Source organism: Collimonas sp. GW821-FHT07E08 (assembly GCF_059418905.1).
Genome location: NZ_JBWKQR010000021.1, coordinates 34960 through 49388, shown reverse-complemented (window position 1 = coordinate 49388; position 14429 = coordinate 34960). Strand labels below are relative to the sequence as shown.

Sequence of the window (14429 nt, the reverse complement as noted above, 5' to 3'; positions counted from 1 at the left end):
TATGCTGATTCATCCCCTGCCCGATCCGATCGCCTTTTCCCTCGGCCCGCTCCATGTACGCTGGTACGGCTTGATGTACCTGCTGGCGTTCATCCTGTTTATCTGGATCGGCAGGATCAGGATCAAGCAGCCGCATGTCGCCGCCGCCGGCTGGAAAAAAGAAGATATCGACGACATGCTGTTTTACGGCGTGCTGGGAGTGGTGATCGGCGGCCGCCTGGGGCAGGTGCTGTTTTACGATCCTTCCTTTTATTTCTCGCATCCAGCCGAAATCATCGCGGTCTGGAAGGGCGGCATGTCGTTCCACGGCGGCTTTCTCGGCGTCATGATCGCCATGGCATGGTGGGGCCGCAAGGCGGGCCGCAAGCTGATGGACATCATGGATTTCATCGCGCCGCTGGTGCCGCTCGGCTACGCCGCCGGCCGCCTCGGCAATTTCATCAACGGCGAACTGCCGGGCCGGGTGGTTTCCGATCCGTCGCTGCCATGGGCCATGATCTGGCCGAATGTCGACAGCCTGCCGCGCCATCCGTCGCCGATCTACCAGATGCTGGTCGACGGCATACTGCTGTTCATCATCCTCTGGATATTCTCGCGCAAGCCGCGGCCGCGCATGGCGGTGGCGGGCATGTTCTCGCTGCTGTACGGCTGCGCCCGTTTCTTCACCGAATATTTCCGCGTGCCGGACTATAACGTGACGTTCGGCGGCATCACCATTTCCGCCGGCCAGATGCTGTCGGTGCCGATGATCGTGCTGGGCATCGTGCTGCTGGTGATCGCTTACCGCAATCCGCGCCAGTATGCCGGCCCCGCCGATGCGCCGCCGGCCAAGGCCGCAACACGCTCTGCTACCTGAACCAGCGTGCGCCTGGCAGCCAGCCAGGCGCATGTTTCCCGCACGCCTTCCCCGCCCTGAACATGACCGCCAATCTTTACGCCCTTTTTGCGTCGCGCTTCCCGGCCGACGACACCGCTTGCTGCATCGAAACCCATGACGGCCAGTACTACAGCTGGGGCGACATCGAACGCGCCTCCGCCCGCATCGCCAACCTGCTCGCCAGCCTGGATTTGCCGAGCGGCGCGCGCATCGCCGCGCAGGTGGAAAAATCGCCCGAGGCGCTGATACTCTACCTGGCGACCCTGCGCGCCGGGTTTGTCTACCTGCCGCTGAACACCGCATACCGCGCTGCCGAAATCGCATATTTCATCGGCGATGCGGAACCGGCGGTGTTTGTCTGCACACCGCAAAATTTCGGCTGGGTAGCGCAGATTGCATTCAAGGCCGGCACCCGCCACCTGTTCACCCTGGATGAGGGCGGCAACGGCCGCAGGAATTCCGGCTCGCTGCTGGCGCGCGCCATGCATTATCCGGATTCGTTCGACACGGTTGAAAAACAGGCCGACGACCTTGCCGTCATCTTGTATACCTCAGGCACCACCGGCCGCAGCAAGGGCGCCATGCTCTCGCACGGCAATATCGGTTCGAATGCCCAGGTGCTGCAGCAATACTGGCACTGGCAAGCCGGCGACGTGCTGCTGCATGCGTTGCCGCTGTTCCACATCCACGGCTTGCTGGTGGCGGCCAACGGCGCCCTGCTGAACGGCAGCAAGATGATTTTCCTGCCGAAGTTCGAGGCCGCCGAAGTCTGCCGCCAGCTGCCGCGCAGCACCGTTTTCATGGGCGTGCCGACCTATTACGTGCGGCTGCTGGCGCATGCCGGCTTCGAGCGCCATGCCTGCCGCAATATCCGCCTGTTCGTGTCCGGCTCGGCGCCCTTGCTGGCCGACACCTTTGCCGAATTCGCCGAGCGCACCGGCCACACCATACTGGAGCGCTACGGCATGAGCGAAACCGCCATGCTGACCTCCAACCCGTATGCGCAGGAACGGCGCGGCGGCACCGTCGGCCTGCCGCTGCCGGGTGTCTCGCTGCGCTTGATGAAGAGCGGCCACGCCGGCCATGGCGCGCTGTGCGGCGCAGGTGAAATCGGCGATATCCAGGTCAAGGGACCGAATGTGTTCCATGGCTACTGGCGCATGCCGGAAAAGACTGCGGAGGAGTTCACCGCCGACGGTTATTTCAAGACCGGCGACGTCGGAAAATTCGATGACGAGGGTTACCTGGCGATCGTCGGCCGCAGCAAGGACCTGATCATTTCAGGCGGCTATAACGTCTATCCGAAGGAAATTGAAAGCGTGATAGATGAAATCGACGGCGTGCTGGAATCGGCGGTGATCGGCATTCCCCACGCCGATTTCGGCGAGGCGGTGACCGCAGTGATCGTCAAGCGGCCCGAAGTCAGCCTGACCACGGCGGAGGTGATCGCCATGATGAAAACCTCGATCGCCAATTTCAAGGTGCCCAAACAGGTGTTCTTCGCAGAAGAGCTGCCGCGCAACACCATGGGCAAAGTGCAAAAGAATGTATTGCGCGAGCGTTACGCGTTACCGGCTGCAGGCAGCGTCACGCCTTCATGAGCTTGCCGATGTGGCGCCATTCGGCGGCGCTGACCGGGGTGATGGAAAGGCGGTTGCCGCGGCGCAGGATCTGCATGTCGGCCAGCGCCTCCTGCTGCCGCAATTCGGGCAGGGGAATCAGCCGTGTCTTGCGCAAGGCCCGCACATCGACCAGCATCCAGCGCGGATTTTCGCGATCTGCCTTGGGATCGAAATATTTGCTCTTCGGATCAAACTGCGTGTCGTCGGGATAAGGCGTGCTCGCCACCTCGGCCAGGCCGGCGATGCCCGGCACGGCGCAGCCGGAATGGTAAAACAGCACGCCGTCGCCGACCTGCATGGCATCGCGCATGAAATTGCGCGCCTGGTAATTACGCACGCCGTACCAGGCGATGGTTTGTCCGGCCATGGCCAGGACATCGTCGATGCTGGCGTCGTCCGGCTCGGATTTCATTAGCCAATAATTCATTTCGCCCCTAGTCTGGATATCAGAAAAATAGTGAGAAACAAGTTAGAAACAAGCCGGAAATAAAAAAAGCGGCTGCACATGCATGCAACCGCTTCAGAATCAAGTCCCGCCTGTGCCGCTTTGTCGGCATCCTGAACCAAAGCAGTTCAAGTTGGCCGCAGTTAGTTCAATTTCGGGTTCATCGGACTAGCGACGCTCACACCTATCGAACAAAATTCCGCAGCCGTTGCGTATAAATGGTTCAAGGATTTTATGACAATCGCGAACACGGCAGGAGACGTTAGTCTACTCCAAACGCATCCCAAGTCAAACCCCTTTTGCCGAAAGTTTTTCCTGCAACACGGCCAGCAACACGGCCTGCAGCATGGCTGGCCGCAGGGTCAGAACAAGTCTTCCTGCGCTGCCAGGGCTTCATCCAGGACCGTATGCATTGCAGTTATATTCTGCTTCACTTCCGACATGGTGAGGTCGGACAACGGACCGGCAGGCGCTTTGCTGCCCAATAATTCGGCAGCGATGCCAAGCGCGGCGATGACGGCGATGCGGTCATTGCCGCGGATTTTTCCAGCGTCGCGGATGGCGCTCATTTTGCCGTCCAGGTAAGCCACGGCTTCCTGCAGCGCCTTTTCCTCGCCTTCCTTGCAAGCCAAGGTATAGGCCTGGCCCATGATGTTTACGCTTAACTGGCTCATGTAAGCTCCTGATCTTGCGACTCTTGCGATAACTCTTGCGGCAACGCAGGAAATTTCTCAAGCAGTGCGGCAACCCGCTGGTGCGCTTCGCTGATGCGTTGCTTCAACTCTTCGTTTTCACTCTGCAAGCCGGTTGCACGCAGGCGCAGCTGGGCGTTTTCCCGGCGCAGGGTGTGCGTCAACTCAGCCAGCTGGCCGATTTTTTCTGATAATTGATGGAATTCTGAAATCATTTTGTCACTATAGTGTTGCTAAGGAAATTACGTCAATAGATTAGACCAATGAATCTGGCGGCCGGCCATCAATTCGTGCTGGGCGCCAATCGCTTGAGCGCATAGGAATACGCCAGCGACTGCAATAATGCCACGGTACTGCCGGCGATCACCTCGCCGACCCGCAACAAAGCATACTCCAGCTCCTGGTGCAGCCCTTTGCCGCCGATCGCAGCGGACATCAGGATCACCACGGTCGCCGGGCCCAGGCGCCAGTTGGCCGGATAGTTCTGCAACAGCATGGCTACCAGCACCGATGTTGCCAAAGCGACCAGCAAGGACAGGAATCCCGGGCCGAACAGCACCAGCGCCAGGCAGGCAACCACGCAACCGTTCAAGGTATTGATCAAGCGGGCCCGGAAATTCGCCTTGGCCAGGTTGACATCCGGCTCGGTCACGATAATCAGGGAAATCATGGCCCAATACGGCTCTTGCAAACCCAGGGCGCGCAATCCGTACCAGGTGATCAGCGCGCCGGTCAGGATCTTGACCAGGTAAACCAGGGCATTTTTTCTGGGGCTAATGAATTGGAAGTCCATCCCGGCCTTTAAAATCACGATGCGAGCGCCATTTTAGCCGAGAACACGGCGCATCCCGAGATTTCAGCGCCTGGCGTTCTGACAGCAGGCGCCGCCCAAGGTTCGTCCATTGCGGCGGTGAATGTACGCATTGCCGTTCAATTCAAGCGCCTCGGCTGCCGGCGAATGGAAATTTCTGCTATTTTGTTAACGCCCGCCTGCCATGGATACGCTTACTTGAAACCGATTTTATTCACCTTCCGCCGCTGTCCCTATGCCATCCGCGCCCGTCTTGCGATCAAGATCAGCGGCGTCGAGGTGGAAATGCATGAAGTCAGTTTGAGGAACAAACCGCAAGCCATGCTGGACTGCTCGCCCAAGGGTACGGTCCCGGTCCTGAAACTGGCGGATGGCCCGCCCCTTGAACAAAGCCTGGACATCATGCACTGGGCGCTCGAGCAGCACGATCCAGCACAGTGGCTCAGCCCGGACCCCGCAGTGCGGCAGCAGGCGCAAGAACTTATCCTGCAGAACGACGGCCCGTTCAAGGGCTGGCTGGACCGCTACAAATATGCCGTGCGTTTTCCGGAGTATCCCGCGGCCCATTACCGTGCCCAGGGCGAAGCCATCCTGGCGCAGCTGGATGCGCGCATCGCACGCCACGGATTCCTGTGCGGTGAAAGGCCGGGCCTGGCCGACATGGCCATCTTTCCGTTCATACGGCAATTCGCACACGTTGACGAAGCATGGTTTTATGCCAGCGAATACAAGAGCCTGGCAGCTTGGCTGGACCAGCTGCTGGCGTCATCGTTATTCGATTCGGTGATGCAAAAATGACGCCAACCCGCCACCCTGGCGCAATCCGGGCAGCTTCGGTTCTTTCGAAACAAACGGCACAGGAGAAACGATGCAACACCAGAGACCTTTCATTCGCGGCGCCAAGAGAATGGCGCTTTCCATCGCACTGCTTGCCATGACCAGCATGCCGCTAAAAGCCGAAACCCCGCCCCCCGCCCTGTTCGCCTATGTCGGGACGTATAACCCCAACGGCGAAGGCGTCTACCTGTTCAAAGTGGATAGCCAGTCCGGCGCGCTGAGCCGGGTGAAAGTCGTCAGCACGCTGCCCAACGCAGCCCAGCTCAATCTCGATGCGGCCGGCAAGACCCTGTATGTGGCAAGCGAGGTGGCCAGCTATAACGGCAGCCAGCACGGCGTGCTGGCTGCATATGCGGTGAACAGGGCCGATGGTTCGCTGACGCTGTTGAACCAGCAGGATGCGCAAGGCAAGAATCCGGTCTATGTGTCGCTGACGCCAAAGCAGGACTACCTGCTGGCCGCCAACTACGGCAGCGGTTCGGTGGCTTCATTCCCGGTGGCGCAAGACGGCAGCCTGCTGCCGGCCGTGTCGGTCCAGCAAAGCGCCGGCCCGGCGGGAGCGGCGCGGCCGGAAGCCGCGGCCGGCGGCAGCTTTGCCGCCAGCGACCACAATGGCCCGCACGCGCACATGATCGCCAGCGACCCCAGCGGCAAGTTTGTCTTTTCAACCGACCTTGGACTGGACCGTATCTACCAATGGCGCTTTGACCAGGACAGCGGCAGCCTGACGCCCAACACGCCGGCCTTCATCGAGGCGTCATCGGCGGGCGCCGGCCCGCGCCATTTCGTGTTCCACCCCAATGGCAAATATGTCTACCTGGTCAACGAGGAAGCTTCGACCCTGACGCTCTACCATTTCGACCAGGCCAGCGGAACGCTGCAGCAACAGCAAACCATCTCCAGCCTGCCGCAAAACTACCAGGGCACCAGTTTTGCCTCCGGGCTGACCCTGGGACATGACGGCCGCTTCCTGTATGTGGCGAACCGCCTGCATAACAGCATCGCCCAGTTCGCCGTCGGCGCCCAAGGCAAGCTCAGCTGGATAGGAGAAACCTGGACCCGCGGCGATTATCCGCGCGGCATCGTGATCGAACCGCAGGGTCGCTATATCTATGCGCTGAACCAGCGCAGCGACAACATCACCCAGTTCGCCATCGACAGGCACAGCGGCAAGCTGGAATTCATCGACAGGTATACCGGGCTGGGCAGTCCTTCGCAGATGGTGTTTGTGCGCTAGCGCATTGCTGCGTGCAGCACCGGAAGTTACTGCAAGGTGGCGGCGTGCAGGCGCACCGCCTCCAGCACCATCGGATTGAGCTCCGGCCCGCCTTGCGTATCGATATACGCCAGCAGTTCGCGCCGCATGCGCGGCTCCCAGCTGCGCTTCAGGTGGCTGGCGAAATCCGCCATCGCCTGCTGGCGGTCGGGCATGGTCTCGAAGAATGCGCCGATCTGATTTGCCATCTTTACCAGGTGTTCCAGATTCATACGACTACCCTTTCTGCTGCGATTCTGCGGTTGGCGCCCGGGCTGGCAAGATTCATGGCAGCAGCCGCTGCGGATTGGCGTACACCACGTGGCCAGGCTCCCGCACGAAACCCAGCAGAGTGACGTTAGCCTGTTCCGCCAGGCGGATCGCCAGCGCGGTCGGCGCCGACACCGCGACTATAAAACCGCACCCCATGCTGGCCGCCTTCTGCACCATTTCATAACTGGCGCGGCTGGTAATCAGCACCGCGCCGCTGGAAAAATCCCGGCGCGGATTTTCTTGCGCCAGGGCCCCGATCAATTTGTCCAGGGCGTTGTGGCGGCCGACATCTTCCCGCACCAGCACGATCTTGCCGTCAGCCTGCAGCCATGCGGCAGCATGGGTAGCCCCGGTCACCTTCTGCAAATGCTGTTGCTGCTGCATCTGCGCCATCGCCGCGTAAATGCCCGCGGCTGAAAACCGCGCGGCGGAAACCACCGGCGCCGGCTTGCGCACTGCCTGCTGCAAGGTTTCCGCGCCGCACAAGCCGCAGCCGGTACGGCCGGTCAGGTTGCGCCGTTTTTCCTTGAGCGCGACAAAACGCTCGGTGGCGATCTGCATCTGCACCTGGATGCCATCGGCCGCTGCGACGATCTCGCAGTCGAACAGCTCGCTGCGATCCTGCAAGATGCCCTCGGTCAAGGAGAACCCCAGGGCAAAATCTTCCAGGTCGGCCGGCGACGCCATCATCACGGCGTGCGAAATGCCGTTGTATTCCAGCGCCACCGGCACCTCTTCCGCAACCACGTCGCGGCTCTTGCCGACGGCGCCGTAACGCCACTGCTCGACCTCGACTTCAGTGCTGCTGGCGTATTCGGGTGAAACCATGTTTTTCCTTTGTACCGTTATTTGCTGACCGCCGCCTCGGCCGCCTGCCCCTGCAGCAGCTTCAGCTGCTGCTCGGTGAAACGGCTGAACTGCTTCTGCCATGTGGACGGCTGGCTGACCGGCATCACCTGCACCGCAGTCACTTTGTACTCCGGACAGTTGGTGGCCCAGTCGGAATTATCGGTGGTGATGACATTCGCACCCGATTCCGGGAAATGGAAGGTGGTGTACACCACGCCAGGCTGCACCCGCTCCGTCACCGTAGCGCGCAATACCGTCTGCCCGGCGCGCGACTCGATGCCGACCCAATCGTCATCCTTGATGCCGCGGTCCTCGGCGTCGTGCGGATGGATCTCCAGCCGGTCCTCGCTGTGCCATTCGACATTCTCGGTGCGCCGGGTCTGGGCGCCGACATTATATTGCGACAAGATGCGGCCGGTAGTCAGGATCAGCGGGAATTTCAGCGTCACCTTTTCATCGGTGGCAAAGTACTGGGTATTGATGAACTTGCCCTTGCCGCGCACGAATTCCTTGATATGCATGATCGGCGTGCCGTCCGGCGCCGCGTCGTTGCATGGCCATTGCAGGCTGCCGGCCTGCTCCAGCTTGGCGTAGCTGACGCCATGGAAAGTCGGCGTCAGCGCGGCGATTTCATCCATGATTTCCGACGGATGCGCATACGGCATGTCATAACCCATGGCTTTGGCCAAGGCCACAGTGACCTCCCAGTCCGACAAGCCGCCCTTGGCCGGCATCACCTTGCGCACGCGCGAAATGCGTCGTTCAGCGTTGGTGAACGTGCCGTCCTTTTCCAGGAACGACGATCCCGGCAGGAAGACATGCGCATACTTGGCTGTCTCGTTGAGGAACAGGTCCTGCACCACGATACATTCCATGTTCGACAGCGCCGCCGTCACGTGCTGGGTGTTCGGATCCGACTGCACGATATCCTCGCCTTCGCAGTACAGGCCCATGAAACTGCCGTCGAGCGCGGCATCGAACATGTTCGGGATGCGCAAACCCGGCTCAGGGCTCAAGGTGACGCCCCAGGCTTGCTCGAATTCGCCGCGCACAGTGCTGTCCGATACGTGGCGGTAACCGGGCAATTCATGCGGGAAGGAACCCATGTCGCAGGAACCTTGCACATTGTTCTGGCCGCGCAGCGGATTGACGCCGACGCCTTCGCGGCCGACGTTGCCGGTCGCCATCGCCAGGTTGGCGATGCCGATCACCATGGTCGACCCCTGCGCATGTTCAGTCACGCCCAGGCCATAGTAGATCGCGCCGTTGCCGGCAGTGGCAAACAGGCGCGCGGCGCCGCGCAGCTGGTCGGCAGGCACGCCGGTGATATCCGCCGTCATTTCGGGAGAATTCTCCGGCCTCAGCACGAATTCCTTCCAGTCTGCATACGACTTCCGGTCGCAGCGCTCGGCCACGAAGTCTTCTTTCTGCATGCCTTCGGACAAGATCACGTGCGCTAGCGCAGTAATCAGAGCGACGTTGGTGCCGGGCCGCAGCTTCAGGTGGTAGTCGGCCTGTACGTGCGGCGACTTCACCATTTCAGTGGTGCGCGGATCGACCACGATCAGCTTGGCGCCCTGGCGCAGGCGGCGTTTCATCTGCGAAGCAAACACCGGATGCGCAGCGACCGGGTTGGCGCCGATGACCATGATCACGTCGGACTTCATGACCGAATCGAAAGTCTGGGTGCCGGCCGATTCGCCCAGCGTTTGCTTCAAGCCGTAGCCGGTCGGCGAATGGCAGACGCGGGCGCAGGTATCGACGTTGTTGTTGCCGAAAGCAGCGCGCACCAGCTTTTGCACCAGGTAGGTTTCTTCATTGGTGCAACGCGAGGAAGTGATGCCGCCTATCGCATCCTTGCCATGTTTGGCCTGGATCCGGCGGAATTCGCTGGCGGCATACGCCAGCGCTTCGTCCCACGACACTTCGCGCCACGGATCGGTGATCTTGCTGCGTATCATCGGCTTGGTGATGCGGTCCTTGTGGGTCGCGTAACCCCAGGCAAAACGCCCCTTGACGCAAGAATGGCCGTGGTTGGCCTGGCCGTCCTTGTGCGGCACCATGCGCACCACTTCGTTGCCCTTCATCTCGGCCTTGAACGAGCAGCCGACGCCGCAATAGGCGCAAGTGGTGATCTTGCTGTGCTCGGCCTGGCCCATCATGATCACGGTCTTTTCGGTCAGGGTCGCGGTCGGGCAAGCCTGCACGCAGGCGCCGCAGGACACGCATTCCGAATCCATGAAATCTTGCATCTGGCCGGCCGAGACGCGCGATTCGAAACCGCGGCCGTCGATCGTCAGCGCAAACGTACCCTGGGTTTCTTCGCAGGCGCGCACGCAGCGGTTGCAGACGATGCATTTGGATGGATCGTAGGTGAAGTAAGGATTCGATTCATCCTTCTTCATTTTCAGGTGATTGTCGCCTTCATAACCGTAGCGGACTTCGCGCAAGCCGGTCACGCCAGCCATGTCTTGCAGCTCGCAATTGCCGTTGGTGGGGCAAGTCAGGCAATCGAGCGGATGGTCGGAGATGTACAGTTCCATCACGCCGCGCCGGATATCGGCCAGCTTGGGTGTCTGGGTCCTGACCTTCATTCCTGGCTCGCACGGCGTGGTGCAAGACGCCGGATAACCCTTCTTGCCGTCGATTTCGACCAGGCACAGCCGGCAGGAACCGAACGGTTCCAGGCTGTCGGTCGCACATAATTTGGGGACGTTGATGCCGGCTTCCACGGCGGCGCGCATGACAGAGGTGCCGGCGGCCACTTCGACGCTGACGCCGTCGATTTCCAGGGTTACCGATTTTTCGGACTGCTTGGCGGGTGTGCCGTAGTCAAGTTCGTTAAGCTGATTCATCACATGCTCCTGGTTCCGGTGGAACGTGGGTGGTGTTTATCTGAATGGCGGTCAGGCGGCCTTGTCCAGCGTGCCGCCAGCGAAATCTTCGGGAAAATGATCAAGCGCGGACAGCACCGGCAACGGCGTCATGCTGCCCATCGCGCACAGGGAGCCGTTGACCATGGTGTCGCACAGGTCGCGCAGCAGATGGATCTGCTGGAGATGAATCTGTTGAGTCTGCCCCGCAACGATCTTGTCGATCACTTCCACCCCGCGGGTCGAACCGATGCGGCAAGGCGTGCATTTGCCGCAGGATTCCACCGCGCAGAACTCCATCGCGTAGCGCGCCTGCCTGGCCATGTCGACGCTGTCGTCGAACACCACGATGCCGCCATGCCCCAGCATGCCGCCGACGGCGGCGAAAGCTTCGTAATCGAGCTTGGTGTCAAACAGCGATTCCGGCAGATACGGTCCGAGCGGGCCGCCGACCTGCACCGCGCGTATCGGCTTGCCGCTTTCGGTGCCGCCGCCGAAGTCGAACAGCAGTTCGCGCAAGGTCACGCCAAATGCTTTCTCCACCAGGCCGCCGTATTTGATGTTGCCCGCCAGCTGCATCGGCAAGGTGCCGAGCGAACGCCCCATGCCGTAATTCTTGTAAAAAGCAGCGCCGCGCGCCAGGATGATAGGCACCGAGGCCAGCGAGATCACGTTGTTGATGACGGTCGGCTTGCCGAACAAGCCTTCGATCGCCGGCAGCGGCGGTTTGGCGCGCACCACGCCGCGCTTGCCTTCCAGGCTTTCCAGCAAGGCGGTTTCCTCGCCGCAGATATAGGCGCCGGCGCCTTTGCGTACTTCCAGATGGAAGGCGCGGCCCGAGCCGAGAATATCCTCGCCCAGGTAATTGCGCTCGCCAGCCGTGCCGATTGCCTGCTCCAATGCAGCGATCGCATGCGGATATTCCGAGCGGACATAGATATAACCGCAGGTCGCGCCAACCGCCAGCGCAGCGATCGTCATGCCTTCGATCAGCACGAAGGGATCGTCTTCCATCACCATGCGGTCGGAAAAGGTGCCGGAGTCGCCTTCGTCGGCGTTGCAGACGATGTATTTCTGCGCAGCCTGCGCGCCGAGCACCGTCTTCCATTTGATGCCGGTCGGGAAAGCCGCGCCGCCGCGGCCGCGCAAGCCCGAGTCCAGCACTTCCTGCACGATGTCAGCGCTTTGCATGGCCAGGGCGTTTTGCAAGCCCAGGTAGCCTTCGTGCGCCAGGTAGTCATCGAGCGACAGCGGATCGGTGATGCCGACCCGGGCGAAAGTCAGGCGCTCCTGCTTCTTCAAATAGGGAATGTCATCAACCAGCCCCAGAGCCAGGCGATGCTGGCCGCCGGCCAGGAAATCCGCATCGAACAGGCCGGCGACATCATCCGGCTCGACCGGCCCGTAGCCGGTGCGGCCGGCAGCGGTTGCCACCTCGACCAGCGGCTCCAGCCAGAACATGCCGCGCGAACCGTTGCGCACCAGCGTGATTTCCTGGCCGCGCCTGGCCGCTTCGGCCACGATCGCTTCGGCAACTTCATTTGCGCCCAAGGCCAGCGCGGTCGAATCGCGCGGCACGTAGATAGTGATGCTCATGCCACACCTCGCTTGGCGCGCACCAGCTTGTTGAATTTATCGTTGCTGACGCGCGCATGCAGGTCGTCGTCGATCAGCATGCTCGGGCCGCAAGCGCACTGGCCCAGGCAATACACCGGCTCCAGCGTGAACTGGCCGTCGCTGCTGGTGCCGTGGAAATCGCAGCCCAGCGCCGCCTTGGCGTGCGCTTCGAGCGCTGCCGAGCCGCGCGCCTGGCAAGCCTCGGCGCGGCAGATCTGCACCAAGTGGCGGCCGGCCGGCTGCTGGCGGAAATGGTGATAAAAACTGATCACGCCATGCACCTCGGCGCGCGAAAGATTGAGCTGCTCGGCGATCAACGGCACCGTCGACGACGGTACGTAGCCAAGCGCATCCTGGATGGCATGCAGGACCGGCAGCATGGCGCCGGGCAAGGCCTGGTATTTCTGGATAATGGATTTGACCTGGTCCAGGTCGACAGACGGGTCCGACGGAACTACTTGAGAACTTGGCTCGATTTGCATCTTCACGACAGTCTCCTACCGGTGTTCGATGTTACAAAAGGTGCGCAGAATGGATGTTCTTGTTATGACTCGGTGCACCTTGATCGGCGCACCGCGGTGCGTCCTGAATCCGTACTGCAACTGCTCTTGGCTTCTTGCCTGCCCAACCGCCGGACGGACATTGCTGCCCATCCGGCCTAACTCAATTACTTAAACAACACTGCGGATTTCTGCAAGGTGATCGATATCCCCCAAACCAGCGGAATAATCACCGCCGCCCACGACAACCATAACACCAGCGGGCTGCCGCCGCTGCCAATACGCGCCATGTCTTCGGCTGAAACCGTCACGTCCGGGTTGGCGGAAGCCTGCTCGTGCGCCAGTTTCTTTTCACGGGCCAATTCTTCCGGCGTCATGAAATGCTTTTCAGCAATCGGCTTGATCATCAGGTTGCACAGCAGGCCCACTACCAGGAAGCCGGCCAGGATGTACATCGTAGTGTTGTAGACCGACTCGCGCGGCATGCCCAGCGAGAGCTGGTATTCGCGCATGTAGTTCACCACCACAGGTCCAAGGATGCCCGCGGTCGCCCATGCAGTCAGCAAGCGGCCATGGATCGCGCCCACCATCTGGGTGCCGAACAGGTCAGCCAGGTAGGCCGGCACCGTGGCAAAACCGCCGCCATACATCGACAGGATCAGGCACACCGCGATCACGAACAAGGCCACGCTGCCGGCCGCGCCTGACCAAGGCAAACTCACATACAGCACGAAGCCGAGGACAAAGAACACCACGTAAGTCATCTTGCGCCCGATATAGTCCGAGCAGGAAGCCCAGACGAAACGGCCGCCGATGTTGAACAGGCTGATCAGGCCGGTAAAGCCGGCGGCAATCGCTGCAATCGCGCCCTTTTGCTCCAGCGACAATTCAGTGAACTTGGTGCCGACGCCGAGCAGATGGCCGCCGAACACTTCCTGCAGCATAGGCGAGGCCATGCCGATCACGCCGATGCCGGCCGAGACGTTCAGGCACAGCACCAGCCATACCAGCCAGAATTGCGGGATGCCCCACACCTTGCTGACATGCACGTGATGCTGGGTGATCATCGCATTGCCGTTGGTGGCAGGCGGCGTCCAGCCGGCCGGCTTCCAGCCGCTAGGCGGGATCCGGTAGCCGAAAGCGCCAGCCATCATGAACACGAAGTAGACCAGGGCCATGACGACGAAGGTCTGCCAGACGCCGACCGAGACGTCGGAAGCAAAATGCTTCATCAGTTTGTCGGCCAGCGGGCTGCCGATCAGCGCACCGCCGCCGAAACCCATGATCGCCATGCCGGTAGCCATGCCGCGCCGGTCCGGGAACCATTTGATCAGGGTCGACACCGGCGAGATGTAACCCAGCCCAAGGCCGACGCCGCCGATCAGGCCGGAGCCTATCCACATCAGCCAGATCTGGTGATGGTAGACGCCGAGTGCCGAAATCAGCAAACCGCCGCACCAGCACAAGGCTGCCACAAAACCCGCTTTGCGCGGACCGACGTGTTCCAGCCAGCCGCCCCAGATCGCTGCCGATGTTCCCAGCAGCACGAAGAACATGGTGTAGATCCAGCCCAGCATCGAAATCTTCCAGTCGCAAGTACTGGCGAATATTTCAGCAAAGAAACTCATATCCTTGGAGCAGGCCAGCGACTCCTTGATCCCGATCGCCTTGGACAGCGGCAGCCAGAACACCGAAAAGCCGTAAGCCATGCCGATACACAGATGAATTGCCAACGCCGCAGGCGGTACCAGCCAACGGTTGAAACCGGGACCTGCAAT

At 61.1% G+C, this 14429-nt stretch carries 14 protein-coding genes and 1 other RNA gene; 4 read left to right on the top strand and 11 right to left on the bottom strand.

Annotated features, from left to right (window positions below):
- The first annotated feature begins 1 nt into the window (after position 1).
- Positions 2–856, top strand: coding sequence for a prolipoprotein diacylglyceryl transferase (gene lgt / locus AC07RZ_RS21960; protein WP_144742328.1), 855 nt, complete (start codon positions 2–4; stop codon positions 854–856).
- A gap of 62 nt (positions 857–918) precedes the next feature.
- Positions 919–2478, top strand: coding sequence for a malonate--CoA ligase (locus tag AC07RZ_RS21955; RefSeq protein WP_494669576.1), 1560 nt, complete (start codon positions 919–921; stop codon positions 2476–2478).
- On the opposite strand, the gene AC07RZ_RS21950 is transcribed toward AC07RZ_RS21955, so the two are convergent.
- The 5 genes from AC07RZ_RS21950 to AC07RZ_RS21930 all read right to left on the bottom strand — a co-directional run bounded on the left by AC07RZ_RS21950 (position 2465) and on the right by AC07RZ_RS21930 (position 4429).
- Positions 2465–2926: an EVE domain-containing protein gene (locus AC07RZ_RS21950; protein WP_144742330.1), complete on the bottom strand. Its 462-nt coding sequence runs from the start codon at positions 2924–2926 to the stop codon at positions 2465–2467. The two genes, AC07RZ_RS21955 and AC07RZ_RS21950, sit on opposite strands and share 14 nt — an antisense overlap.
- A 99-nt stretch (positions 2927–3025) precedes the next feature.
- Positions 3026–3206: non-coding RNA, 6S RNA (gene ssrS, locus AC07RZ_RS21945), on the bottom strand.
- 100 nt (positions 3207–3306) lie between these two features.
- On the bottom strand, positions 3307–3618 hold the full coding sequence (locus AC07RZ_RS21940) for a cell division protein ZapA (RefSeq protein WP_144742331.1): 312 nt from the start codon (positions 3616–3618) through the stop codon (positions 3307–3309).
- Positions 3615–3851 carry a DUF904 domain-containing protein gene (locus AC07RZ_RS21935; protein WP_144742332.1) on the bottom strand — a complete coding sequence of 79 codons (237 nt, stop codon included), beginning with the start codon at positions 3849–3851 and terminating at the stop codon, positions 3615–3617. The genes AC07RZ_RS21940 and AC07RZ_RS21935 overlap by 4 nt, the downstream gene beginning before the upstream one ends.
- 68 nt (positions 3852–3919) lie before the next feature.
- A complete protein-coding gene (locus tag AC07RZ_RS21930) occupies positions 3920–4429 on the bottom strand; it encodes an FUSC family protein (RefSeq protein WP_342831004.1) in 510 nt (169 codons plus the stop codon).
- Between the two features lie 216 nt (positions 4430–4645).
- Between AC07RZ_RS21930 and AC07RZ_RS21925 the strand changes: the two genes are divergently transcribed.
- A complete protein-coding gene (locus tag AC07RZ_RS21925) occupies positions 4646–5245 on the top strand; it encodes a glutathione S-transferase (protein ID WP_494669575.1) in 600 nt (199 codons plus the stop codon).
- Positions 5246–5315: 70 nt separating this feature from the next.
- Positions 5316–6521, top strand: a complete 1206-nt coding sequence (locus AC07RZ_RS21920; protein ID WP_494669574.1) for a lactonase family protein — start codon at positions 5316–5318, stop codon at positions 6519–6521.
- A 26-nt stretch (positions 6522–6547) separates the two neighbouring features.
- On the opposite strand, the gene AC07RZ_RS21915 is transcribed toward AC07RZ_RS21920, so the two are convergent.
- From AC07RZ_RS21915 to AC07RZ_RS21890, 6 genes are all read right to left on the bottom strand, one after another.
- Entirely contained in the window at positions 6548–6772 is a 225-nt protein-coding gene (locus tag AC07RZ_RS21915) for a formate dehydrogenase subunit delta (protein WP_092399014.1), read from the bottom strand.
- 52 nt (positions 6773–6824) lie between these two features.
- Positions 6825–7640, bottom strand: coding sequence for a formate dehydrogenase accessory sulfurtransferase FdhD (gene fdhD, locus AC07RZ_RS21910; RefSeq protein ID WP_494669573.1), 816 nt, complete (start codon positions 7638–7640; stop codon positions 6825–6827).
- Between the two features lie 17 nt (positions 7641–7657).
- Positions 7658–10516, bottom strand: coding sequence for a formate dehydrogenase subunit alpha (fdhF, locus tag AC07RZ_RS21905; protein WP_494669572.1), 2859 nt, complete (start codon positions 10514–10516; stop codon positions 7658–7660).
- Between the two features lie 51 nt (positions 10517–10567).
- The gene (locus tag AC07RZ_RS21900) at positions 10568–12130 is read right to left on the bottom strand and encodes a formate dehydrogenase beta subunit (protein ID WP_494669571.1); all 1563 of its coding nucleotides are present in this window, start codon (positions 12128–12130) and stop codon (positions 10568–10570) included.
- The gene (locus AC07RZ_RS21895) at positions 12127–12633 is read right to left on the bottom strand and encodes a formate dehydrogenase subunit gamma (protein WP_092402016.1); all 507 of its coding nucleotides are present in this window, start codon (positions 12631–12633) and stop codon (positions 12127–12129) included. The genes AC07RZ_RS21900 and AC07RZ_RS21895 overlap by 4 nt, the downstream gene beginning before the upstream one ends.
- Positions 12634–12818: 185 nt before the next feature.
- Positions 12819–14360: an OFA family MFS transporter gene (locus AC07RZ_RS21890; RefSeq protein WP_494669570.1), complete on the bottom strand. Its 1542-nt coding sequence runs from the start codon at positions 14358–14360 to the stop codon at positions 12819–12821.
- Positions 14361–14429: the final 69 nt, after the last annotated feature.